Origin of the sequence: Sulfoacidibacillus thermotolerans (genome assembly GCF_003144315.1) — a bacterium.
GTDB classification, from domain to species: Bacteria; Bacillota; Bacilli; order Alicyclobacillales; family SLC66; genus Sulfoacidibacillus; species Sulfoacidibacillus thermotolerans.
Genome location: NZ_MPDK01000005.1, coordinates 36,398 through 61,298, shown reverse-complemented (window position 1 = coordinate 61,298; position 24,901 = coordinate 36,398). Strand labels below are relative to the sequence as shown.

28 protein-coding genes and 1 pseudogene are annotated in these 24,901 nt (G+C 46.4%); all 29 read right to left on the bottom strand.

What is annotated here, in order from left to right; translation table 11 throughout:
- Window position 1: 1 nt before the first annotated feature.
- Complete coding sequence (gene flhB / locus BM613_RS04555) at window positions 2-1,075, bottom strand: flagellar biosynthesis protein FlhB (protein ID WP_109429991.1); 1,074 nt, start codon at window positions 1,073-1,075, stop codon at window positions 2-4.
- Window positions 1,075-1,866, bottom strand: coding sequence for a flagellar biosynthetic protein FliR (gene fliR / locus BM613_RS04550; RefSeq protein ID WP_109429990.1), 792 nt, complete (start codon window positions 1,864-1,866; stop codon window positions 1,075-1,077). Before fliR ends, flhB begins: the two co-directional genes overlap by 1 nt.
- Window positions 1,867-2,136 (bottom strand): flagellar biosynthesis protein FliQ, encoded by a 270-nt coding sequence (gene fliQ, locus BM613_RS04545; protein WP_109429989.1) that lies wholly within the window; start codon window positions 2,134-2,136, stop codon window positions 1,867-1,869.
- A 15-nt stretch (window positions 2,137-2,151) separates the two neighbouring features.
- Entirely contained in the window at window positions 2,152-2,910 is a 759-nt protein-coding gene (gene fliP, locus BM613_RS04540) for a flagellar type III secretion system pore protein FliP (RefSeq protein WP_109429988.1), read from the bottom strand.
- Window positions 2,907-3,431, bottom strand: a complete 525-nt coding sequence (locus tag BM613_RS04535) for a flagellar biosynthetic protein FliO (RefSeq protein WP_109429987.1) — start codon at window positions 3,429-3,431, stop codon at window positions 2,907-2,909. Before BM613_RS04535 ends, fliP begins: the two co-directional genes overlap by 4 nt.
- On the bottom strand, window positions 3,431-3,796 hold the full coding sequence (locus BM613_RS04530) for a response regulator (protein ID WP_109429986.1): 366 nt from the start codon (window positions 3,794-3,796) through the stop codon (window positions 3,431-3,433). The genes BM613_RS04535 and BM613_RS04530 overlap by 1 nt, the downstream gene beginning before the upstream one ends.
- A 42-nt stretch (window positions 3,797-3,838) precedes the next feature.
- Window positions 3,839-5,029, bottom strand: a complete 1,191-nt coding sequence (fliY, locus tag BM613_RS04525; RefSeq protein WP_109429985.1) for a flagellar motor switch phosphatase FliY — start codon at window positions 5,027-5,029, stop codon at window positions 3,839-3,841.
- The gene (fliM, locus tag BM613_RS04520; protein WP_109429984.1) at window positions 5,019-6,023 is read right to left on the bottom strand and encodes a flagellar motor switch protein FliM; all 1,005 of its coding nucleotides are present in this window, start codon (window positions 6,021-6,023) and stop codon (window positions 5,019-5,021) included. The genes fliY and fliM overlap by 11 nt, the downstream gene beginning before the upstream one ends.
- Window positions 6,024-6,035: 12 nt before the next feature.
- Window positions 6,036-6,455 carry a flagellar basal body-associated FliL family protein gene (locus tag BM613_RS04515; RefSeq protein ID WP_109429983.1) on the bottom strand — a complete coding sequence of 140 codons (420 nt, stop codon included), beginning with the start codon at window positions 6,453-6,455 and terminating at the stop codon, window positions 6,036-6,038.
- Complete coding sequence (locus BM613_RS04510) at window positions 6,452-6,676, bottom strand: flagellar FlbD family protein (RefSeq protein WP_109429982.1); 225 nt, start codon at window positions 6,674-6,676, stop codon at window positions 6,452-6,454. Before BM613_RS04510 ends, BM613_RS04515 begins: the two co-directional genes overlap by 4 nt.
- Before the next feature lie 205 nt (window positions 6,677-6,881).
- Window positions 6,882-7,316 (bottom strand): flagellar hook capping FlgD N-terminal domain-containing protein, encoded by a 435-nt coding sequence (locus BM613_RS04505; RefSeq protein WP_245926252.1) that lies wholly within the window; start codon window positions 7,314-7,316, stop codon window positions 6,882-6,884.
- Between the two features lie 41 nt (window positions 7,317-7,357).
- Window positions 7,358-8,806 (bottom strand): flagellar hook-length control protein FliK, encoded by a 1,449-nt coding sequence (locus tag BM613_RS04500; RefSeq protein ID WP_109429980.1) that lies wholly within the window; start codon window positions 8,804-8,806, stop codon window positions 7,358-7,360.
- Between the two features lie 105 nt (window positions 8,807-8,911).
- Entirely contained in the window at window positions 8,912-9,508 is a 597-nt protein-coding gene (locus tag BM613_RS04495; RefSeq protein ID WP_109429979.1) for a magnesium transporter MgtE N-terminal domain-containing protein, read from the bottom strand.
- Window positions 9,498-9,941, bottom strand: coding sequence for a hypothetical protein (locus BM613_RS04490; protein ID WP_109429978.1), 444 nt, complete (start codon window positions 9,939-9,941; stop codon window positions 9,498-9,500). The genes BM613_RS04495 and BM613_RS04490 overlap by 11 nt, the downstream gene beginning before the upstream one ends.
- Window positions 9,938-11,260 carry a flagellar protein export ATPase FliI gene (fliI, locus tag BM613_RS04485; protein WP_109429977.1) on the bottom strand — a complete coding sequence of 441 codons (1,323 nt, stop codon included), beginning with the start codon at window positions 11,258-11,260 and terminating at the stop codon, window positions 9,938-9,940. The genes BM613_RS04490 and fliI overlap by 4 nt, the downstream gene beginning before the upstream one ends.
- Window positions 11,253-12,074, bottom strand: a complete 822-nt coding sequence (locus BM613_RS04480; protein ID WP_181362887.1) for a FliH/SctL family protein — start codon at window positions 12,072-12,074, stop codon at window positions 11,253-11,255. The genes fliI and BM613_RS04480 overlap by 8 nt, the downstream gene beginning before the upstream one ends.
- Window positions 12,067-13,077 (bottom strand): flagellar motor switch protein FliG, encoded by a 1,011-nt coding sequence (gene fliG / locus BM613_RS04475; protein ID WP_109429975.1) that lies wholly within the window; start codon window positions 13,075-13,077, stop codon window positions 12,067-12,069. The genes BM613_RS04480 and fliG overlap by 8 nt, the downstream gene beginning before the upstream one ends.
- A gap of 12 nt (window positions 13,078-13,089) precedes the next feature.
- Complete coding sequence (fliF, locus tag BM613_RS04470; protein ID WP_109429974.1) at window positions 13,090-14,628, bottom strand: flagellar basal-body MS-ring/collar protein FliF; 1,539 nt, start codon at window positions 14,626-14,628, stop codon at window positions 13,090-13,092.
- Window positions 14,629-14,655: 27 nt separating this feature from the next.
- Window positions 14,656-14,946, bottom strand: coding sequence for a flagellar hook-basal body complex protein FliE (gene fliE, locus BM613_RS04465; protein ID WP_109429973.1), 291 nt, complete (start codon window positions 14,944-14,946; stop codon window positions 14,656-14,658).
- Between the two features lie 8 nt (window positions 14,947-14,954).
- On the bottom strand, window positions 14,955-15,389 hold the full coding sequence (gene flgC, locus BM613_RS04460; RefSeq protein ID WP_109429972.1) for a flagellar basal body rod protein FlgC: 435 nt from the start codon (window positions 15,387-15,389) through the stop codon (window positions 14,955-14,957).
- A gap of 5 nt (window positions 15,390-15,394) precedes the next feature.
- On the bottom strand, window positions 15,395-15,826 hold the full coding sequence (flgB, locus tag BM613_RS04455) for a flagellar basal body rod protein FlgB (protein WP_245926251.1): 432 nt from the start codon (window positions 15,824-15,826) through the stop codon (window positions 15,395-15,397).
- Between the two features lie 189 nt (window positions 15,827-16,015).
- Window positions 16,016-16,225, bottom strand: a complete 210-nt coding sequence (locus BM613_RS04450) for a hypothetical protein (protein WP_109429971.1) — start codon at window positions 16,223-16,225, stop codon at window positions 16,016-16,018.
- A gap of 198 nt (window positions 16,226-16,423) precedes the next feature.
- Entirely contained in the window at window positions 16,424-17,203 is a 780-nt protein-coding gene (gene codY / locus BM613_RS04445) for a GTP-sensing pleiotropic transcriptional regulator CodY (protein WP_109429970.1), read from the bottom strand.
- Window positions 17,204-17,218: 15 nt separating this feature from the next.
- Window positions 17,219-18,598, bottom strand: a complete 1,380-nt coding sequence (gene hslU, locus BM613_RS04440; protein WP_109429969.1) for an ATP-dependent protease ATPase subunit HslU — start codon at window positions 18,596-18,598, stop codon at window positions 17,219-17,221.
- A gap of 12 nt (window positions 18,599-18,610) precedes the next feature.
- Entirely contained in the window at window positions 18,611-19,147 is a 537-nt protein-coding gene (hslV, locus tag BM613_RS04435) for an ATP-dependent protease subunit HslV (RefSeq protein ID WP_109429968.1), read from the bottom strand.
- A gap of 18 nt (window positions 19,148-19,165) precedes the next feature.
- Complete coding sequence (gene xerC, locus BM613_RS04430; protein ID WP_342767152.1) at window positions 19,166-20,122, bottom strand: tyrosine recombinase XerC; 957 nt, start codon at window positions 20,120-20,122, stop codon at window positions 19,166-19,168.
- Window positions 20,123-20,157: 35 nt separating this feature from the next.
- The gene (gene trmFO / locus BM613_RS04425) at window positions 20,158-21,468 is read right to left on the bottom strand and encodes a methylenetetrahydrofolate--tRNA-(uracil(54)-C(5))-methyltransferase (FADH(2)-oxidizing) TrmFO (RefSeq protein ID WP_181362894.1); all 1,311 of its coding nucleotides are present in this window, start codon (window positions 21,466-21,468) and stop codon (window positions 20,158-20,160) included.
- A 44-nt stretch (window positions 21,469-21,512) separates the two neighbouring features.
- Window positions 21,513-23,600 (bottom strand): annotated as a pseudogene (gene topA, locus BM613_RS04420) (type I DNA topoisomerase).
- Window positions 23,601-23,713: 113 nt separating this feature from the next.
- Complete coding sequence (gene dprA / locus BM613_RS04415) at window positions 23,714-24,841, bottom strand: DNA-processing protein DprA (protein ID WP_109429967.1); 1,128 nt, start codon at window positions 24,839-24,841, stop codon at window positions 23,714-23,716.
- Window positions 24,842-24,901: the final 60 nt, after the last annotated feature.

Below are 24,901 nucleotides of genomic sequence, written 5' to 3'. Positions count from 1 at the left end.
GTTAGACGTTACGCTTTTGCAGGCGATAAACATAAGCAAGAACTTCTGCGACGGCTGCAAATAACTCAGGCGGCACAAACTCGTCAATCTCTGTCAACTGATAAAGCGATCGTGCTAATGGTCGGTTCTCAACGATAGGCACATCATGTTGGATCGCAATTTCGCGAATTTTATGCGCCAACTGGTCGCTGCCTTTCGCAATGACCTGTGGAGCATGCATGGTTTTCGCGTCATATCGCAGTGCAACCGCATAATGCGTGGGATTGGTAATGATTACATCGGCTGTTGGAACTTTATGTAACATCCGTCGACGAGCGATTGCGCGACCGCGTTCACGAATCTTACGTTTAATTGCTGGATTCCCCTCTGCTTGTTTCATCTCATCTTTGACTTCCTGTTTCGTCATCTTGATATTGCGATTAAATTGAAAGCGCTGAAACAAAAAGTCAGCAAACGACAAGACAAGAAAAGCAACTGCAACATACAAAAAGATCATCAATGCACTGTTTATAAATAATGCAAACAATTGAGCAGGATCAGCTCCAACCAACATCAAGACCTGAGGCGCACTCGCCATGATGGCAAGATAGACTGCAATCGCGATAATTCCCAATTTGATCATCGATTTAATTAACTCTTCAATCGAACGCACTGAGAAAAACCGCGCAACTCCTTTTAAAAAATCGATTCGTGTAAAATCTGGAACAAGTAAACTCGGCACAAACATAGGGCCAACTTGCGCAAAAGCTGTCAATAACCCCACTCCAAGTCCAGTTAGAACAATCGGTATTAATGCTGAAAAAACATGTATGAAGGCAAATTGCACATCCCCACGATCAAGTGTTACATGCGCTGCTTGCAAGGTGCCTTGACCTAATAACAAGATCATCGCTTGCCAGAGTGCTGACAAAAGCCCTCCACCAAACAACCAAAGGCTGCCCACTAACGCTAAAAATCCGACAGCAGCCGTCAAATCGGGACTTCTTGCAACTTGTCCTTTTCGCTTAGCCTCCGTCTTGCGCCGTGCTGTGGGTTGCTCCGTTTTTTCAGCAAAAAGCTGTAAATTCCATTGCATCAGGCGCTGCCACTCCCCAAAGCCAGTAAAAGTTGATTCAACTGTTGATCCATTGTATAAATCAATTCACGCATCAAAGCGACAAATGCTGGCATGAGAACACCTACAAGTCCTAACCCTAAAAACAGCGTAATGGGAAGCCCAACAAAAAATACATTCATTTGCGGAACCGCACGTGACGCCACAGCAAAAGCAATATTTGTCAAGAAAATAGCTAACATAACCGGAGCAGCAATCTCTACGGCAATCAGGAACAAAGTGATCGTCGCATGTAAAAAAACATCCGCTACCGGCCCCCCAAAGTGGGCAGAACCGATCGGAACATAGCGATAACTTTGTAAGATAGCCAATATGACACTGTAATCGCCGTGAACTCCGAGAAAAAATAGGGCAAATAAAATGTAGAGCAGATTCGCAAGGGGTGTCGATGGGGTCGAAAATCCAGGATTCACTAGATTTACCATCGAAAATCCGATTTGCAAATCGAGCAACGCACCCGCAAACTGAATCGCATAAAAAATAAAGTTTGCAATCAAGCCAAGAGCAATCCCGACAAGCGCCTCTTGCAAAAGCAAGAGGACAAAAGTCGTCGCATTGACAAGAACTCCATGTGCAAGCAGCGTTGTTTTAGGCAAACTTTCCACTATGATGACAGACAAGTAAAACGACAATCCGATTTTCACTAAAGTCGGAATCTGCAGATTCCCAAAAATCGGAGATGCAAATACAACACCAGTTGCACGTACGAAGATCAACAGGAAAATGAGTATAGAAGTTATCCCAATCATCATTTATTGTATATAGCGCTGTAAATTTCCTAAAACATCTGATGTAAAGTGGGTTAATGTTCCTAACATCCACGGTCCTGCCAAAAATAGAATGACAATAATCGCAGCAATTTTAGGAACAAAGGTCAAAGTTTGTTCCTGAATCTGCGTAGTCGCTTGGAAAATACTTATGATTAAGCCCACAAGCATTCCTACGATCAAAATGGGACCTGTCAATTCCAATACAATAAAGATCACCTGTTGACCTAACCCAATCACAAAGTTGCCGTTCAGACGATCCCCTCCTAATCAATGAAATCCAGCAAGCAAAGATTTAACTACTAAATACCACCCATTCACCATTACAAATAATAGCAACTTAAAAGGCAGTGAAATGAGGACAGGGGGCAACATCATCATTCCCATCGACATCAACGTCGTCGCGACAACCAAATCAATGATAAGGAAAGGAATATAGATCATTACACCAATTTGAAATGCCGTCTTTAGTTCACTAATCGCAAAGGCAGGTACAAGCGTAGTCAACGGCAGGCTAGCTAGTGATTTAGGCGGTGCTTCATGTTCGTATTGCAAAAATAGATCCACATCTTGAATCCTCGTTTGCTTGGCCATAAAGACTTTAAATGGATACTCCGCACGCGAAATAGCCGCTGTTTGACTGATACGTCCCGCCAAATAGGGTTGAACTGCATCTTTGTTCACGGTTTGAAACGTCGGCCCCATCACAAATAAGGTAAGAAACAACGCGAGGCCAATAATGACCTGATTTGGCGGTGTGGTTTGCAATGCGAGGGCACTGCGTACAAATGACAGCACCACAACGATACGGGTAAAGGCAGTCATCATAATGAGGATCGCTGGCGCGAGGCTCAACACCGTCAATAAAACGAGAATTTGTACCACACTGACAACCCCAGAAGGGCTCGTTGTCGGTGAAACGGACACTGAGAGTCCTGGAACCCCAATATTCGTCGCGGCAAAAGCAAGATGAGGTACAAACAGAGCGAGCAATAGAGCGACAATCACAGAACGTCCACGCAATCTCATAACTGTTTCTCCTGATGGGTAACTTCCGAAGCTTGGATCCTCTCATCTGGTATTGACTTTTCTTCCTCTGCCCCCAGCGCTTCCTGTCGTTTACTTTTCAGCAGTTCAAACCGATCGCGCAAAAAAACGGAGAAATCAGGTTTTACCTCATCCTGATCAACAGATCGAACCTTTCGCCACTTCGCATCCAACCACGAAAATGCGGGATAAAACATTGAGTTTGCTGTCTCACGCCGCCCCTTATCTGCAGCTAAGAGTTTCTCAGCCAACGCGGTGTCGTCAAATCGCGCAACTAACTCTACATGTGTCCCCACACCTACTAAAAGAACGGTCTTGTCATCTACCACCACTGTATGCAAAGACTTGTTTTGCCCGAGAGATTGCGCAGAGATAATGCGCACATAACGATTCCCAGAGAGATCAAGCGTCTTTTTCCCTAGCAGCCGTATTGAGACGATCGCCAAAAAAATGATGAATAGAAGACTGAGTAAAAATTCAAACGCACTCGCAAAACCGTTCATTACAACCCCAACGTTTTTCGGACAGCTTCAAGAACTCGATCCGCTTGAAAGGGTTTAACGATAAAGTCTTTAGCTCCCGCTTGAATCGCCTCAATAACCATCCCTTGTTGTCCCATTGCAGAACACATAATGATCCGAGCCGCAGGGTCTAACGCGCGAATCTCTTTGAGTGCCTGAATCCCATCTTTCTCTGGCATGGTGATATCCATAGTTACAAGATCCGGACGAAGTTCCTTATATTTATCAACTGCTTGTTGTCCGTCGCCCGCTTCCCCCACAACCTGATATCCGTTTTTTGTCAATATTTCTCTAATCATCATCCGCATAAAGGCGGCATCATCTACAATAAGTACATTTTTAGACATATCGAATCCCCTTCCCTTCCCAGTAAAAAATCAGTTGATTAGTTATTGTAGTCTTTTGATTCGCTCTGCTGGACTTAAAATATCAGTCACTCGCACTCCGAATTTTTCATCAATGACAACCACCTCGCCACGTGCAATCAACTTGTTATTCACCAAGATATCGACGGGTTCGCCAGCTAAAGCTTCAAGTTCAATGATCGAACCCGGAGCAAGATCTAAAATATCTCGGATTAATTTTTTTGTACGACCTAACTCGACCGTCAACCCCAGAGGAATATCTAATAATAAATCAAGATTTCTTCCGGCATGCGTTGCAGGCGCCTCATCAAACGCGCTAAAAACAGCCCGTTCTACAACTGGTTGCTCGCGTTGCGAAGTAATCTTTGGCTCTGGATCAACCGCTGCACTAGATGATTTTGTTCCTCCCCTCAGCTGCTGCGATGTGGCTTGCCCACTGCCAGCGTAAGCTTGTGTTGCCGCTGCTGTTGCGACTTCTGCCGCGGCAGTTGCTACAGGAGCAGACGTTGGAGCTTGCGCCGCCTGCTCCGTTGTCCCCATGAGCATTTGTACTAATAACTTTGCAAATGACAATGGCAACATCTGCATGATATTTGAATCGATTAAGTTACCGACTTGCAGGTGAAAAGAAACTTCGACAAGCAACTCTTCTGCAAATCCAGTAAATAAATGATCCGTTTCCTGCTTTAAATCGACAACTTCTACCACCGGGGGGGAAATATTCACGGTGCGATGAAACATTGTAGACATCGAAGTCGAAGCTGAACCCATCATTTGATTCATCGCTTCAGCCACTGCACTAATGTGCAATTCATTCAGTTCTTCTGAGGGAGCTGTCCCATCACCGCCTAACATGAGATCTGCGATAATCTTTGCATCATCGACAAGAATCATGAGGATATTGCTGCCAGATAGGCCTTCTGTATATTCCACGCGCGCCGCTACGTGCGGGACAGGAAAGTCTTGGTTTAATTGATTCGGTTTTAATAATCTGACCTGCGGGGTCGTAATATTAACCTTTTGGCGCAGTAAAGTTGATAATGCCGTTGCTGCTGTTCCAAAGGATATATTGCCTATCTCTCCGAGTGCATCGCGATCAAATAAAGATAAAAGATCCTCATCCGAAGGCTCCGGAGTTACTGCATCACTCGCTTGACTGCCATTTCCTGCAAGCAGTGCATCGATTTCTTCTTGCGAGAGAAAATCACTCGCCATTTTCCGCACCTTCTTCCACAACTTGCGTAATCTTCAAAGCGTAATGCCCTCTTACTTTTCCAGGGAACCCACGATATTTAACCTCATCTCCCACACGAATCGCGAGCGGTTCTGAGATTGCTTGATCCAGTGTAAGCACATCCCCGATTTGTAAATTCAATAAATCATTGACTTGAATCTCAGTACGCCCCAATTCAGCCGTCATCACCACGGCGACCCGATCCATGTGCTTTGCGAGCAGTTCCACTTTCCCTCGATTTGCTTCACTGTCCGCGTGACTTGTCCCAGAAAAAGCGAAGCGGGCGCTCAATCGTGGCATCACAGATTCTAGGACAACATGAGGCATACAAACATTGATCATTCCATGGACAGAACCCATTGTTACGGATAGAGACACCACGAGTACGATATCATTAGGATTGACAATCTGTATAAATTGTGGATTAATCTCTAGACTATCGTAACTAAGTTTTAAATCAGCAATTCCCGACCAGGCGGTGGTCAAAGTTGACAAGGACCGCGAAAACAACCGCTCAAGAACCATCGTGTCAATCTCTGTAAGTTTATGTCCCTCGATTGTTGAACGCCCAGTTCCACCAAACAAGCGATCAAGCGTCGCGAAAGACAAATCCGTCCCCATCTCAAGAAGAAACTTTCCGCCAAGCGGTTGTACGTCGACTACGTGAATCACTGTCACAGAAGGAATGGACCGCACAAATTCTTCAAACGGCACTTGATCGACAGAGGTTACCGTAATTTGTACCACTGTTCGCGTTTGCGCAGAGAGATAATTCGCTAACAGTCGCGAATAGTGTTCGTAAATGCGCGAGATCGTTCGCAAATGTTCCTTAGAAAAGCGCATCGCCCGCTTAAAATCATACGTGCGAACGCGCATTTGCGCATCGTCGCGCTTGATCTCCTCCGCTGACAATTCGCCGGAAGTGAGCGCGGATAACAAGGCGTCAATTTCACCTTGGGATAATACCTCCGGCATCCCCATGCCTCCTTATTGCACGATTAAAGAATCAATATAAACCTCAGTAACTTTTCCTGACGTTAAAAATGAATTAATTCGTTTTAAAACAAGTAATTTTACTAGATGGCGGCCGCCCGGTTGCATGATTTGTTGACCACTGAGGCCATGCAACACAGCGATCACAGCATCCTCAACCTGTGCTGCGCGATCTGATAACTCCGCAGCCACAGCAGCACTTGGTGCTTGTAGGGTCACTTGCATCTCGATGATGCCATTATCCTGCAAATTTGTCGTGATTTTAGGGACACTATACTGCCAAGCTGCAAGTTGTGCGGCACTTGGAGGTCCACTATCCATCGGTTTAATCACAAACTCATAAGCCGCAGCTCCTCCGACCACGATCACCCCAATCGCTAGAATTCCAATTAGAACCACACGCTTGCGATTCATTCCAGATGACCACCCCCCACTTGTGACGCAATATTACCCACTAATCCAATCGATCTGTAATAACGTGTGATCTGATCGATCACTTCATCTGCATGTTCGCGAACTATGTACTTACGACCCGAAACCAATGTGATCACCGTATCTGGTGTAGCTTCGATGACCTCGATCATGATCGCATTTAAGTGGAATGAAATGCCGTTCATACGCGTCAAATGAATCACTTACCCTCACCACCAAACTGCGAGTTCTCGCAGCGTTTGCCGCGGTGAAAGGCCCGAGGTTGAGCAAAACAACCGCTTTGCAACCCGCGAAGGATTCTCGCATACTATGATTCGACACCGCTGCGCAAATTCCTGTCGAAATTGCGCAGCATCGTCACTTTAGAACATCGAGACCCGCTCACACAGTACAACGGTACTTTTGACCTTAGCGAGTAACAGATTGGATAGAGGAGATTGGATACGCTGTACCGTTTATCATGACAGTCGGTGCACTTCCCGACGTTTGCACAGCGGTTACAGTACCGGAAGTCTGCGATCCATTGCTAGTCATAACCGTTACGGTCGCACCGAGCAACTGTAAAGCACCCGTCAAAGACTGTGAAGTTTGTAAAGCTTGCAAATCTGCGATCAGATTTTGCTCTCCCTGCGCCACATTTGTCATTTGCTCGAGCGACGAAAACTGTGCCAATTGAGCAATAAATTGTGTGTTACTCTGCGGCGATAATGGATCTTGATACTTCATTTGTGTCACAAGCAATTGCAAAAAGGCATTCTTCCCTAATTGATCCGTACTTGTGGTACTCGTCGTCGAAGTCGATGTTGTGCCTGACGTTGAAGTAGAATAGGAAACAGGTGAAATCCCTGTCTGCGTCGTCGTTGTACTCAGAATAAACCCTCCTCCTACGCCTCCGCATAAAAACCATCGTAAAGCAACGCTTGATCAACTCGCTCAAAATGCACTGCTGTTCTTGCATTAAAAGCACGTTCATTGCTACCAAGTGAGTTCGTTTTGTACGACGGTGCCGTTTGTTGTGAAGACGTTTGATTTTGCTGCCCTAAATCTGTGCGAACGTCGATTGCAACTGATTGAAACCCTTGCAACTGCAACTGGTTTAAGAGTGTGGACATCTGATCATGTATCAAAGACTGCGCTTCTCCATTTGAGGTTGTGAAACTTACTTGTAGAACGCCATTTTTTGAAGCAGTGATGCTCAAATGTAACTTCCCTAAATGTGCGGGTACAAGTGTCATCACAACTGTCGAACGGCCCAATAAATTGCGCTGCGCAATTTGTCGAGAAATCCACTGTGTCGTTGCATATACAATCTGCTGTGCAAAAACCGGCTCTTGCCCCAATCCAGCAGCGCTATTTGTGGTAGATGGTGGCGCCAACTGCCCCACTTGATAGGCGCCATCTTGCTGGACAGCACGAGCGATTGAAGTGCCACCGTTCTTTTGTTCGCGACCAGATGAGGAAGAGTGCCTCCCCATCACATCGTGATTCTTCGCGATCGAAGAAGCCATTCTCGCCTGAACAAATCGAGGTGTTTCGCCGCTTGGTTTTTGTTTGTCGCCCCATGCACCGCGTTTAATGACTTCGATGTGTTTGTGAGAAACGGGCGCGTCAAGGCGCATTTTTTTCTCAATTGTCGTTCCTTGCACCAAGCGTAAAGAGACTGGAGCACGCGAAATAGGGTAAGCCATTTGTTGAGTTTGAGGCAAAACACTTTTTAAAACCCGATCCGTGTTTCTAGAACCGTTCAAACGTGAGCGCGAAGGCATTTCCAAGGAAAGTTGAGTCAAATGTCTCTCACTTGTGACAATCCTCGAATAAGAAATCGGTGTTTTCACCTGCTGGCGGGCAAGATGTGACTGAGCAACTGGCACCCTGCTTTCTTGCCTCACCCCACCTGTCACATTTTTTTGCCTACTAACTCCTTGAGCATTAGATTCGCCTGATAAATAGCGATCAGACAAAAAACCATTTTGCATCTTATGCTCATGCACACGTAGATCTCGCGAGCCTGTGACAATTGGGGAAGTGGGAAGATGTTGTTTGCTCTCATGAACAACAATTGGCGCTCCAAGGGTCAATGTATTAGCATCCTTGACTTTGGAATCCTTGTTTTGTTTCTTCCCCTTTACACCTACCGACACAACGGGTGGTTTGCGAACCTCCCGAGTTGCTACACGAATTGCTACATGAGTTTGCATGAGCGCACGAAAATCTTGTTGCACTTTACTCGCTGATTCCACTTTTTGTCGATCATGCTGTTTAGACGATCCACTCTTTGTTTTTCCCATCTGCATACTTGTCAAGCTAGAAAGCAGATCGATTCCACCGTTCAAAAGTCTTAGTCACCTCCTTCCCCCAACGCAGCCTCTCACATAGCAACACGCAATCTCTAGGCGCCTAGCATCACCTCACTTCCAAAACCACATTTGAAGATCGCTTTATGCCCCTGCTTGAAGTAATTGCGCTGCTTGTTTCGCAGGCATATCCGCAAGGATTGACGCCGCATCTGCCGAACTCATATCTTTTAAGATCGCGACCTGTTCACTTTGCGAAAGTTGAAGTAAGATAACCGCTGCTTGTTGTGATGACATGTTGGTATAAATCGCAGCTTGCTTTGCAGCAATTGCAGCAGCACTTTGCTTTTGTGCAAGTTTTGCTTGTAACGCTTGAATCGCAGTTTTTTCTGACTGTATTTGGCGAGTTGACAATGCTACCTGCTGAGAAAGAGCCGCAACTTTACGATTTAGAGTTTCGATCGTCAACTGTTTTTGTGCTACTTCGATACGCAAAGCGGCAGTTTGCGCTGATGACGTGGAACCCGCCCCATGATTTAGCAATTGGTGAGTACCTGCAATCCGGGTAATGCGCGATTCTAGTGTTCCGATTACGTTATAGCCGAGAATTTGCAAGGCCACAGCCGCAAAAAGCGCAGTCGCTATGATCGGAAGTAAAACATAATAAAAGATCCATGACAGTGGACGAAAGCGCCGTTCTCCCTCCGCCTTATTGACGGAAACCTTTCCTTTACTCTTCATGATCGACCCCTACACGCTTTTGATTCAGTGCTAACTCATCATTGACGGCCATCCTCGTTCGCTCTTTTTGACGCTGTTCCATTGCTTGCACTCGTTCCTCAAAGCGATTCCACTTTTCAGATTGCTGATAGGCTGACTTCGTCTTTTCCACGGCTATTTTTAACTCTCCTTCGAGTGTCACAACCGCTTGTTCCTGTTGCATGATTCGCCCCTCTAAAAGGGCCTCATAACGATGCCATTGCAAAACGTCAGCCCCATCGGCAGCCGTTTCCTGCCAAGTTGCAAAAATCTCATCAAATGCCTCTCTCGCTCCAATCAATTGTTCACGTTGCACTTCTGCCTGCAGACGGATATGCTGTTGCTCTTGTTCTTTTGCTTTTAATAGCTGTGCATACAAACGTCCCATCCGCTGAATTCTATTCGAGTTTTTCACTCTGCAACCACCCCTCTTGCAATCGCCTGAAGCACTTGCAGGGTCGATGCAAAATCGGTGCTTTCATCGCGGCTCTGTCGCAAAAATGTCAATAACTGCGGTTCGACAGTAATCGCCAAGTCCGCCAAGCGATCAGTCCCTTTTTGATAAGCCCCAATACGGATGAGATCCTCCACCTCGCGTTTTGCAGCAAGTAGTGCACGTACTTGAACCGCAGATTGAAGATGTTCATCCGACACTAAATCACTCATCAAACGACTGACACTTTGCAGTGGATCTAAGGCAGGAAAATGTCCCCTATTTGCAAGTTCCCGCGTCAAAACAAAGTGACCATCCAAAATTCCTCGCACCGCATCAGCAATCGGGTCTTGCAAATCATCACCGTCTACCAGAACCGTATAAATTGCTGTGATGGCCCCACGTTTGGCTCGTCCTGCACGCTCTAGTAACTTTGGCAACAGGTTAAACACCGAAGGCGTATAACCGCGCGCTGTTGGCGGTTCACCGACGGCCAACCCAAGTTCACGTTGTGCCATTGCAAAACGCGTCACTGAATCCATCATCAGTGCCACTTGAAGCCCTTGATCACGGAAATACTCAGCGATAGCGGTCGCCGTAAATGCACCTTTGACGCGGACAAGCGCTGGTTGATCGGACGTAGCGACAACAACCACAGAACGCTTACGCCCTTCTTCTCCAAGATCGCGCTCAATAAATTCACGCACCTCACGACCTCTTTCACCGATAAGAGCGATCACGTTCACATCTGCCTCACTATTTTTCGCGATCATTCCTAGCAGTGTGCTTTTTCCAACTCCACTGCCCGCAAACAGCCCGATGCGTTGCCCCTGTCCTACAGTTAGCAGGCCATCAATCACACGCACACCTGTACATAGCGGAGTATTAATGCGCGGACGCGACAGTGGAGAAGGAGGATCTCGGTGAAGCGGCCTCCATTCCCTGTCTGGTAGGGGTTCCAAGTCGTCAATCGGGTTGCCTAAGCCATCGACAACACGCCCTAACAGTTCTGGCCCCACGCGAATTTTTAACGACTCCCCCGTCGCCCTAACCTCACTTCCAGGACCTAGCCCTTCTACTGAACCAAGCGGCATGAGCAAAACATCATCTCGACGAAATCCAACCACTTCACACAACGATTCTTTTCCCGTCCCAGACTTAACAATACAAACATCCCCTATGCGGGCTACTGGGCCTCTTGATTCAATCGTTAAACCGATCACCTTTTCAATTCGGCCGTGAATCCGATGCAGTTTTACATCCGCAAGACATCGTCGATAAAATGCCAATCGCTTATCCATCTGATTCGCCACTCTTCTCCCAGTCGCGCACGCACTGTGTTAAAACGCGCTCGACTTCTGCAAAGCGCGTTGATATGCGACTATCTACTGTGCCATGCTCCGAGACGATTACGACGTCCCCTTTGCTCAGTCCACCATCTGGCACGATCAATAGTTCTGCTTGGTGACTTAAGATTCGCTCATAGGCACCACGCTGTTCGAGTGTCTGTTCCAAATCGCTTGGCGCGACTCGCACTTCAATTCGTTTTGCTTTGTCAACTTCAAGCAATAAATCACTGAGTAAGCGCGACACCAGTTTTCCGTCAACTTCCAAGTGTAACTCAACTATTTTTTGCGCAATCTCAATCGCCAACGCTACAATCATCGCCTCAGAACTGCGCACTCTCTCCCTGCGTTCTTGTTCTGCAAATTCCAAAGTCCGTCTCGCTTGTGCAAGAAGATCTTCCCAAGCTTCTCTGGCCGCTATTTCCCCCGCCTGATAACCAGCTGCTTCCCCTGTCTTTTTTGCCTGTGCAAGAAGTACCTGCGCCTCTTGTTGCGCCTGATCAAGCAATTGTTGCGCCGCAACGCGATTTTGTTCCAACGCATCCTTTGCTTTTGCTTTTAATTCTTCAAGCTTGTCCTCATACTCGTGGATTTGCGTTTCGAGAGAGGCAATCTGCCTTTCCTTTGCGGCCACTTGATCAAAACCCAGCACATCTGGTCCTTTCGCAGCATCTTCCAAATTTGATCCCTGCACGACCGATCGATCAGCTTGTGCTTCGATCTTACGAGAAGGAAAATTTTGAGATCGTGGACGCAGAATTTTAGACAAGGATGTCATCCCCTCCACCGCGACTAATCACTATTTCACCCATATCTTCGAGCTGACGAATTTGGGCGACAATCCGCTGCTGTGCATCCTCTACATCGCGCAACCGCACTGGTCCTGCAAACTCCATATCTTGTTTGAACGTTTCCACCATGCGCTTGGACATGTTGCGATAGATGGCTTCTTGCACGTCTTCACTCGCAGTGCGTAAGGCAAGTTGCAAATCACTTTGTTCGACATCGCGTATGACACGCTGAATCGCACGATTGTCAAGAAATACAATATCTTCAAATACGAACATGCGCTTTTTAATTTCTTCAGCAAGTTCCGGATCGCTCTCTTCGAGTTGTTCTAAGATACTTTTCTCTGTCGCGCGATCCACTCCGTTAATAATTTGTACAATCGCATCAAGACCCCCTACATTCATCGAATCAGGAGAAGCGGTCTGAGCGAGTTTATTTTCAAGCACGCGTTCCACAGTGGAAACGACTTCTGGACTCATCGCATCCATCGTCGCGATGCGCCGGGCAACTTCGGTTCGCAAAGCGGTCGGCAATGCTCCGAGAATAGTAGATGCTTGCGCGGCATCTAGATAGGAAAGAACAAGCGCAATCGTCTGAGGATGTTCATTTTGGATAAACCCAAGAACTTGGCTAGGATTCGCTTTTCTCGCAAACTCAAACGGTCTCACTTGCAAGGATGCAGTTAAGCGGTCAATAATCGCGACGGCGCGTTCCGCACCGAGCGCTTTTTGTAAGATCTCGCGGGCATACTCAATCCCGCCTTGAGTTATGTAATCTTGAGCCACCGCCAACTCATGAAATTCCTTTAAAATACTAGAGCGTTCTTCACTTTCCACGCGACGCAAAGCAGCAATCTCTAAAGTCAACTCTTCAATTTCATCCTCGCGCAGATGATGATAGATCGTAGATGCTACTTCTGGCCCTAGTGAAATAAGCAAGATTGCCGCTTTTTGACGGTTTGTGAAGTGATCAGTTCTCGCCATCGCCCCACACCCCTATTCGTCAGACAACCATGTACGCAAAAGCGAAGCAAATGCGTCTGGTTTTTTCACTGCTAGTTCTTGCAACATTTTTGTCAATGTCACGTCTTCAGGTTCTGGAGGTGGACTCGCCAATGAAGCGACCGATAGAGAATCTAATGCATCCTCTGTCAACCGCTTGCGGTTGCGCGAACGCAGCACCATAAAGACAGCAGTCCCCATTCCACCAAGCAATAACGTTGCCAAGCCACCAAGCGCAAGTGGGGAATTGTACCAACTCGGCGCGACAGGTAGATTCCCTTGACCAGGAGCAAAAGGAACGCCAAGCACGGTGACACTCGGTGAGACCTTCCCCGTCGCTTGTTGTCCCATCGCAGTTAACACATAAGACTGAATGCTTTGCGACAAGGTCTTCGTCAAGGGAATTGCATTCGAGTTAATCAACACACTGACTGTGTACCCCTGAATTTGCATCGGATCAAACGAGGTCGAGGTATTCGTATAACTGTTATCATAATTCGTAGTCGAGGAACGGTCTGTCGAAGAAGATCCTGTACCCGCACCCGGAGATCCATACGTAGGAATGTTTGGATTCTGAGTCGCTTGACCAGCGATCCCCCCCACTCCACTCGCCCCCCCCGTACTTGAGGAAGACTGTGCTTGGTTTGATAAAATCGGTCCTTGTTTTACAATATGTTGCTGTTGCTGTACGCGATTAAATGTGACATTGGCATGTACGACAACCTCCACATTGCCTGGACCTACAAGCTTCGTCAAACTCGCTTTTAATTCACTCGCCATCGATTGTTCCAGCGCCGTGCGCATACTGATTTCATTTGCCAGTTGACTGGTCAAACCCGCCGTGCCAAGTGCACTCGGAACAGAGGATGACAGATCGTTTCCATACTGATCGATTACAGTAACTTGATTCGCACTTAATCCTTGCACAGCATGTGCGACAAGTTGCTGAATGCCAAACACTTGACTTGGGGTAAGCGCAGCTCCTGCACCGACTGTAATCACGACTGAAGCTTTTGCGCCCATGTCAGCGCTTGGATCAAGAAATGTCTGCTGCTGTGGAAATACAACATTTACTTGCGCATTTTCCACCCCATTAATGAGCTCCAGCGACTGTGCAATGCGTTGTTCTAGAACATCCAGAGTCTGCAAATTCAACTCCTGCGAGGTCATCCCAAATAAATTCCCTTGATCAAAAATGGACGAATACTGAATCATCCCGCTTGCCGGTAATCCATCCATCGCCATGTCAATCCGAACCTTATCCGCATCTGCAGCAGGAACTAGAATACTGTTGCCTTGTAACTGATACGGAATCTTCATTTGATCGAGTTTTTGCGTGATTTCTCCTGCAGATTTAGCCCCAAGATTAGAAAAGACCACCTGATAGTTTGGGTTTAGAAAAATAAACGAAAGAATAAGGATTGTTAGAAGAAAAAATATAGCGATCAACAAAAGATTTCGACGTTGCCGCGACTCTAACCCCTGATAGTAGTTTTTTAGGCGGCCCACCAGGTTCGTCAGGAATTCATTCATTTGTTTATATCCACCTTAGTGCCAGCCTCAAATTTGCATATTCATCATTTGGTTGTACGCAGAAATCGCCCGATTACGCACCTGCACTGCAAGATCTACGGCCAACTCCGCTTTCGTCGCAGTCGTCATCACCGTCGCAATATTTGGCGCGGTGCCACTCGCCAAATTAATCCCTTGCTGTTCTGCTTGCGCTACCGATTGATCGAGTGTTTGCAAAGCGTGTCCAAGCATAGACGAAAACCCACCAGAAGCTGCCGACGCAGAAGTCCCCGACGAATTTGCTGTAAGTCCTCCTACCGCGCTCACCGCCTGAATCATTTAAGCCCCTACTTTCCGAGTGAAATTGACTGTGTATCCATCGTCTTTGCGGCATTAAAAGCCGTTACATTTGCTTCGTACGCTCGTGATGCTGAAATCATATCCACCATCTGAGTTGCAATATTAACATTCGGCATTTGTACATATCCATTGACAGCATCCGGGCTGCTCGGGTCATAGACCAGTTTAAACGGCGAGGGATCCTGAACCACAGCTGCAACTTGCACACCTTGCCCGACCGCACCAGATGCGCGAGTCAGCGCAGACGAGAAACCTCCGGCATTTGGAATTGGACTAAACACAACCTCTTCAGCCCGATAAGGCCCTCCTTGCGGAGTGCGCGTCGTGTTCGCATTCGCAATATTGTTTGCAATCACATCCAGCCATGTCCTATTCGCAGTAAGCCCAGAGCTACTTATGGACATCCCATCAAATAACCCCATCTTGATCAACTCCCTAAAATTGCTGTTCGCAACATTGTAAATTGATCGTTCATATCCTGAACCAGCGCACCATAGCCAATTTGATTTTCAGCCAAGGCGCTCATTTCTGCATCGACATTGACGTTGTTTCCATTAGGGCCAACCGCTGTCGAAGTATCTGTTGAAATAACTGGAGCAACTGCCCCCAACGAAGCGGGCGTAAAGTAATTGCCACCTAAATCACGAGGGTTATTTGCCTCTAGAGGCAGCTTCGCGCTTCCACTACCCGAGAATCCAGAAGCCGCCAACTGACTCTGCAGTAAGCTGTCAAAATGCACTTGTTCCCGCTTATATCCCGGCGTATTGACATTCGCGATGTTGTTTGCATAAACCTGTTGACGTACTAAACTGGCATTTAAAGCGGATTGCATTGCATTCATATATAGCGAATCCAGCATCGTCACTTTGCATACACCTCCGTAGAACAAAATTCCCACATCTTATATTCAACACAGTTCATCAAAATCCTGCATCGTCCTCGACGAAATCCGACAAAAATTGACTCTGTAGTTTTTTCTAGTGAATGATCACAAAATCAAAACAAAACGCGCCCTCACAGTAAGAGTGAGTGGCGCGTCAACATCGCCTCAATGTTTAAATTCTTCATCTAATTCCTCTTTAAATTCACGAAGACTCGCTTGGCGATGGGAATTCGTGAATTCCAGTTGCTCTCGCTGTTGCTCTGAAAGAGCTTGCGTTTGCAGGATTTCTTCTGCTTGCTCCATGTTTTGTTCTGTGTTTGCAATGATTTCTTTTAGTTTGCCCACTCGATCATTTTGACCATTTGGATGCGCCATGAAATCCCTCCTCAATCAATCATAAACATATGTAGCGTGCGCCTGACCCCCCATCCATATACAAGTGACATAAAAAAGCCGCCCTCTCCTAACACCCGAGAAGGCGACTGATTTATGTGCAATTCCTTGTTTATGAAAAGCTCACTTTAGCCAGAGAACACGGAACCGCACTTATGATCCCCATAAACGATGATCAGTTTACCGATTGCGAACTTTATCCAATTGCGGCAACAGTTTATCATTGAGAATGCGAATATACGTACCCTTCATCCCAAGCGATCGCGATTCGATTACGCCAGCGCTCTCTAATTTGCGCAGTGCATTGACAATGACTGAACGTGTGATGCCTACGCGATCCGCAACTTTACTTGCGACGAGCAACCCTTCTCGCCCATCTAGTTCCTCAAAAATGTGTTCGATCGCCTCGAGTTCACTAAAAGAAAGCGAATCAACTGCCATCTGCACGACTGCGCGCGCCCGTGTTTCCTCTTCCATCTCATGAGCCCGCGAACGCAAAATTTCCATCCCAACTACAGTAGCTCCGTATTCACCAAGCAACAAGTCTTCATCCGTGAATTCAGAGTTAAAGCGAGCCAAGATCAAAGTTCCAAGGCGCTCACCTCCACCAATAATCGGGACGATGGTTACAAACTTGCGCGGGAACATTTGTGTGATCGCTTCCGGAAACACACAAAACGGGTTTTCGTCATCGATATTCGCCGCAGTTACGTCATGCCGCAACAAATCGGTATTATAATCCCGAGGGAATACGCGTTGCGAAAGGACCTCTTCATTCGTTACAGACTTCTCAAATTCGTGAACAATCGCATACCCCAAAATTTTACCCGAACGAGAGACAACAAACACGTTAGCTGCAATAACCTCACGCATCACTTCAGCCATTTCTACAAAATCCACAAACTGTCCCGCACGTTGCAACAACCGATTAATTCTTCTTGTTTTTGCTAATAAATCCATTTCATATTCCTCCGTTCATAGAATGTATTGACTTAAATCGCGATTTTGAGCAATTCGGCCCAGTTTTTCTCGTACGTATTCAGGTGTGATCACTACTTCAGTTTCGCCAATGTCTGGTGCAGCAAACAACAGATCACCGAGGACGCGTTCGACCAACGTATGTAGCCGACGAGCTCCAATATTCTCTGTATTCGCATTCACTTCTGTAGCAAACTCGGCAAGAGTGCGTACTGCATCAGGTGTAAAGCGAACCTCTATGCCTTCAGTCTCAAGCAATGCGGTGTATTGTGTCAATAACGCATGCTCGGGCTCTGTCAAAATTCGCTCAAAATCATCTGCAGTGAGACTGTCTAATTCAACGCGGATCGGAAACCTTCCTTGTAATTCCGGAATTAAATCCGACGGCTTTGCCATGTGAAAAGCACCCGCTGCAATAAACAACATATAATCTGTCTTCACAGGACCGTGCTTCGTGATAACCGTCGATCCTTCAACAATCGGAAGAATGTCGCGTTGCACACCTTCACGAGATACAAATCCACCAGAACCGCCTGATTGAACTGCAATTTTGTCAAACTCATCAATAAAGATGATCCCGCTCTCTTCGGCGCGACGGATTGCCTCTCTCACGACATCATCCATATCAATCAATTTTTGCGCTTCCTCTTGAGCTAACAATTTTCGCGCTTCCGAAACCTTCAATTTGCGATGCTTTTTTCGTCGTTGCGCAAAACTCTCTAGCATATCTTGCAAATTCCCCAAGTTTTCAGCAACCATTCCAGGAATCATCTCAAGCGCAGGAGCAGGAGGACCATCCATCTCAATCTCAACGACTCGCGACTCCAATCGACCAGCCAATAAATCTGGACGCAACTGCTCCCTTTGGCGGACAACCTCATCTGGCACACGCGCGTTTTTATCAGGATTCCCATAATAGAGCACATCTAGTGGATTGCGAAAACGATTTATATTCGGGTTAGGAACGAGTGCTTCTAATAGACGCTCATTGACTAAATCGTCAACACGGACAGAAGCTTCTTGTAAACGTTCAATTTTCACCATGCGAACTGATGTTTCCACTAGATCGCGAACCATTGAATCTACATCCCGTCCGACATAGCCGACTTCTGTATACTTGGTCGCTTCCACTTTAATAAATGGAGCGCCCGTCAATTTTGCAATTCGCCTGGCAATTTCAGTTTTCCCAACCCCCGTCGGGCCAATCATCAAAATGTTTTTAGGCGTCACTTCATTGCGCAATTCTTCAGAGAGACGAGAACGTCGATACCGATTGCGCAATGCGACCGCAACAGAGCGCTTTGCTTCTTTTTGACCGACGACATATTTGTCAAGTTCCGCAACGATTTGAGTCGGAGTTAAATTTTGCATTCGCATTTCCCCCGGTCCCTAGATCTCTTCTAAGACGATTTGATCATTTGTAAAGACACAAATCTCTCCAGCAATCTCAAGTGCCGCACGCGCCACTTGGCTTGGCGTCAATGAAGCATGACGAATGAGAGCACGCCCTGCTGCCAAAGCATATCCGCCACCGGAACCAATTGCACAAATGCCATCGTCTGGTTCAATTACTTCACCGGTGCCAGAGATCAGTAACAGATGCTCTTTGGATAAAGCGATCAACATTGCCTCAAGTTTACTTAGCATGCGGTCCGTTCGCCACATTTTAGCTAATTCCACCGCTGCACGCGGGACATTCCCGTGATACTCTTCTAATTTTTTCTCAAAATGCTCCGAAAGTGCAAACGCATCCGCGACACTCCCGGCAAACCCTACAATCACCTGATCGCGATACAATCTACGCACTTTTTTTGCTGTCTTCTTCATGATCATGGCATTTCCGAAGGTCACTTGCCCATCTCCCGCCATTGCCCCGCCAGTTGCCGTTTTAATGGCAAAGATCGTTGTAGCGTGGAAATCTGCCATTGCTATCCCCTCCTCCACTTATGCGCGCGGGTGAGATAATTCATATACTCGCATTAAGTGTTCCTTTGCGGTATGAGTGTATATTTGCGTTGAAGAGAGGCTTTGATGACCGAGCAACTCTTGCACGACGCGCAAATCAGCTCCGCCCTCAAGTAAATGTGTAGCAAATGTATGACGAAAAGTGTGCGGTGTGACATTTTTACTTAATGCAACTTGTTGAACATACCGATCTACAATTCTCCTTACTGAGCGATCGCTCAGTCGCGTTCCACGGTGGTTTAAGAAAAGCGCACGCTCCTCTTTGCGAAGTAATTTCGGCCTTGACAGTTGCAAATAGTTGCGCATTGCATTTTTTGCATCTGTCCCAAAAAGGACGATGCGCTCTCGATTGCCCTTACCAATGACAGACACTAAGCCACTTTCAACACGTAAGTCCGAAACATCTAATGCGACACATTCTGCGACACGCACACCTGAAGCGTATAGAAATTCGAGAATAGCCCGATCACGTATTCCTAATGGCTGAGATAGATCTGGTGCATTTAGCAGTTCAAGCATTTCATCAACATACAAAAACGATGGCAATCGTTTTTCCAGTCGTGGTGAGCGAACTGATTCCACCGCTGCGATCTTTGCACCTTCAACCGTCCTTAAGAACCGATAGAAGGATCGCAGTGCACTCATCTGACGCGCGATGGATCGCTTGCTAAGTTTACGATCAACAAGCTGTGCCAAATACTTTCGAATAATCGTCGCCGTCACGTTAAATGGCAAATCTCCAACCCATATAGCAAATGCAAACACATCGTGGACATAGGCAGAAACAGTATGGCCAGAGAGATTGCGCTCAACTTCGAGATACTGAGCAAACGCATGCAACGCCCGTTGCCAATCTACTTGTAATTGCGCTTGCGCGTTGGACATTCGATCGAGTTTCGCCCCTTTGTTCGCCAGACGCATCTTAAAAGTCAGCATTCGTATCGTACCACGTAAACAGTTCATATCGCAAGCTAAACAGCTAAGATCTGCATAAGATTCTGAATTGTATCCAGCGCCTTCGTCACAATCTTTTCATTTTTTTCCTTTTTGCTTCGAAACTTCTCATCCGGTAGAGGTAATAACCCAAATGTTGCATTCATAGGTTGAAAATTGGATGCCTCTGCATGCGTAATATAATGTGCAAGGCTACCGATCACTGTCGTTTGGGGAAATACAAACGGTTGCTCCCCTTTTGCTAAACGCGCAGCATTGATCCCAGCAACCAATCCAGAAGCAGCAGACTCTACATATCCCTCTACTCCTGTCATCTGACCAGCAAAAAATAGCGTCTCTCGCTTTCTTGTCTGGTACGTGGAGTGTAGAATTTCAGGAGAATTAATAAATGTATTACGATGTATAACGCCATAACGCGCAAATTGTGCATTCTCTAACCCAGGGATCATGCGAAAAACACGTGCTTGTTCTCCCCACTTAAGATGTGTTTGAAATCCAACCATATTATAAAGCGTCGCTGCCGCATTGTCCTGACGTAATTGAACAACGGCAAACGGCTGTCGTCCCGTACGCGGATCAATCAGACCAACTGGTTTTAGGGGTCCAAAGAGCATTGTTTGTCGTCCGCGTTTGGCCATCACCTCAATAGGCATGCAACCTTCAAAGTAAACTTCTTTTTCGAAATTTTTCAGTTCTGTTACTTCAGCCACAATTAACGCTTCATAAAAATGATCAAATTGCTCTTCTGTCATCGGACAATTGAGGTAAGCCGGATCGCCTTTCTCGTATCGTGAAGCCCTAAAAACGATCCTTTCATCAATGCTGTCACGTTCTATGATAGGAGCTGCAGCATCATAAAAATAGAGTGAGTCGCGCCCAGTAAACGATAAGATTGATTCGCTTAGCCGTTCTGCTGTCAGTGGCCCCGTCGCCACAACGACAAGGCCTTCAGGCAACTCTGTGATTTCCTCTCGCTTTACAGTAATATGCGGATGATGAATGAGCGTGTCTGTAATAAAGCGTGAAAAAGCTTCGCGATCAACCGCCAGAGCACCACCAGCAGGAACAGCATGTAAATCAGCGGCACGCATAATCAACGAATCAAGTCGCCGCATTTCTTCTTTTAATAATCCCACCGCATTTGTTAATGCTGCCGCGCGCAAGCTGTTTGAACATACCAATTCAGCAAAATCTGCACCGCGGTGAGCAGGCGTAGACTTCACCCCACGCATTTCATAAAGTGTTACATCGACCCCGCGGCGAGCGATTTGCCAAGCCGCTTCAGAGCCAGCAAGTCCGGCACCAATAACAATAACGCGATCCCACATCTGCACCTCATCCACCTCTTTACAGTACAAACACACGAATGCATCTATGCATCGTTTGTCGCTTCCTCGTAATGGCAATTCGGATTGGAACACGCTACCACATCTTGGTTCGATTTCCCCTTACGCTTTCGCACTAAAGGTTCTCCGCAAAATTTACACAACTCCCCTGTCGGTTGATCCCAGAGCACGTAATTGCATTCAGGATATCCACTACAACCATAGAAAACTTTGCGTTTTTTCCCTCTTCGCTCAACCAACGGCTTCCCACAACGCGGACAATTTACACCAACCTCTTTTACAATCGGCTTAGCATTGCGACACTCAGGAAATCCAGGGCACGCGAGAAATTTTCCGAATCGACCATGTTTATATACCATCTGACGACCACATTTTTCACAGTACTCATCAGCATACTCTTCTTCAAGTTGCACATGCTCCATACTTTTTTCCGCAACTTCAAGATAGCCTTCTAAGCCACTGTAAAATTGCTCGAGCATTTGAACAAAATCACTTTCTCCTTCTTCCACCTGATCAAGCTGTTTTTCCAATTGCGCTGTAAAATCAACATCCACGATGGTCGGAAAAAATTCCTTGAGCAAGTCGACTACAATTTCGCCCAACTCTGTAGGTACAAATCGTTTTTCTTCAAGTAACACATAGCCCCTTTTTTGAATGGTATCTACCGTAGGAGCATATGTACTCGGTCGACCAATACCAAGTTCCTCCATCGCCTTGATCAGTCGAGCTTCTGAATACCGGGGAGGTGGTTGGGTGAAATGTTGTTCCGGTTTTAATGTGGGACGCGGAACAAGAACTTGATCCACCGTCAGATCCGGCAAATAGCCTTGCTCATCTTGCTGATCATCTGTTGATTCGGTATAAACTTTCATAAATCCCGGGAATTTGATTTTGGAACCTGTCGCTCGAAAAATAGCATCTCCCGCAGCCAAATCTACACTGAGAGTATCTAGGATGGCTGATGTCATTTGACTAGCAACAAACCGATCATAAATCAATCGGTAAAGACGTAATTGATCGCGCGATAGCACATCTTTTAGATCATCTGGATGCCGTTTGACTGACGTCGGACGAATCGCTTCGTGCGCATCTTGAGCATTTTTCTTTACACTGTATTCCCGTGGTTTTTCTGGTACATATACATCGCCGTAAACGTTTTTGATATACTCTCGCACCTCAGCAATGGCTGTTTCAGAAATGCGTGTAGAATCTGTGCGCATGTATGTGATCAAACCTACAGCCCCTTCTGCAGGCAATTCCACCCCTTCATACAATTGCTGAGCTACAGCCATCGTTTTTTGCGAGCGAAAAGATAATTTACGAGCGGCTTCTTGCTGTAGACTGCTCGTAATAAAAGGAGCAGCAGGATTGCGTTTGCGCTCTGATGCTTTTACACTTTTTACAACAAATTAAGATTCGCAAAGGCGTGAAAGAAGTTCTGCAACCTCTTGCTCGGAATGCAATTCCACCTTATTTTTTCCATACCCATGAAACTGTGCTTTAAAATTTTCTCCATTACTTTGACAAAATGCCGTCACTGTCCAATATTCTTCAGGAACAAAGGCGCGAATCTCACGCTCCCTATCGACAACCAGTCGAACAGCAACAGATTGTACCCGCCCAGCAGAAAGCCCACGCTTCACTTTCTTCCATAGGAGTGGACTAATCCTATACCCCACAAGACGATCGAGGATGCGTCGTGCCTGTTGCGCATGTACTAAATCCATATTCACTTTACGCGGGTGTTTAAACGCTTCTTTTACTGCTTGTTTAGTAATTTCATTGAAAACGACACGGCATGGCTGATTCGGATCAATTTCAAGACTTTGCGCAAGATGCCATGCGATCGCTTCGCCTTCTCGATCAGGGTCGGCGGCAAGATAGACCGCCTTTACTTTTTTGCTTGACTCGCGCAATTGTTTTAATACATCGCCTTTTCCGCGGATCGTAATATATTTCGGTTCAAAGTGATGTGAAACATCAACACCAAGTTGGCTTTTGGGCAAATCGCGCACATGCCCCATTGACGCCTTAACCACGTATCGAGCCCCAAGATATTTCCCAATGGTTTTAGCCTTTGCTGGCGACTCGACGATGACGAGATAGTCTGCCATCGTTCTCCTCCTCGCCTCCCTAAGTTCACCACATCTTATCACTCTCCTCTAAGAGTATGCAAATCCTTTGAAAAAGAGGTTGACAATCATCCTCTCTGTAAATTCCTGATCTACTATTCGTGTGAATTCCCCACTAAAACATACTGCCCATCATCCGTTCGCTGAATGGCATTTGACACTTCCATTTGAGCAATTGAAGTTTGAATTAACTTCATTGAAAAACCGCTCTTCCTAAGTGAATTTATAAGTTCCTCGATTCTCATGGGTGCTGCCTGCAACTCATGGACAATATGACGTGCTAAAACGACTTCTTCCTTTGTATCACTCTCTTTAGCTTCCCACTCATGTGCAATACGTTCCATATTCTTTTCAGGCGTGACAAACTCAGTCATCATCGCTGCAGGATGTATAAGTGGTATGGCACCACAGGCAATCAATGCATTGGTCCCAGCAGATGCCGAGCTAAAAATTGATCCTGGAACGGCATAGACCTCGCGATTCTGCTCAAGCGCAAAATCCGCTGTAATAAGTGCCCCACTGCGCACTCCCGCCTCAACGATAACAACAGCCTGAGACAGACCGCTAATGATCCGATTGCGCATGGGAAAACGATGACGCTCCGGACCAGTCCAAGGTAGAAATTCACTTACCACCGCACCACCGTTAGCCAAAATCCGATCTGCCAACAACTGGTTCTGCCTAGGATAAATATAGTCAATCCCAGAACCTAGTACAGCAAACGTCACTCCACCCGCTTCGAGCGCACCTTCATGCGCCGCTTGATCAATTCCTTGGGCCAAACCAGAAACAACACCATATTCTCCATAAGCCAACAAACGTGCTATTGCAAAAGCGACATTCTTCCCATATGTCGTGCATTTTCTTGTGCCAACTACCGCAACACTCTTTGTCAGTTCGCGAAACTGACCCTTATAAAATAAAATGGGTGGAGGTGTGGTTATATGGCGCAATAAACCAGGGTACTCGGGGTCATCTATTAAAACAAACTGATACCCCATCATGATCCTTTCAGCATTTTTGTAATGCCTTTTCAGTACTAATGCAGCATGTAATTCCTCCGATTGACTAGTAGATAACCCACACGCTGACCAATCCTGGTTCGTCATTGTGAGTGCCTCTTCAAATGTTGAAACTTTCGAGTGTATCTTCCATGCTTTACGTGGTCCAATCCCCTTTACTCCAAGCAAAGAAAGCCAATACAACAGCTGATTCACCCGCATTGGGTAACACCCCTCACAGAAGCCCCCAGTGTCAACATTGTCCCATGTTTACTTCCTAAA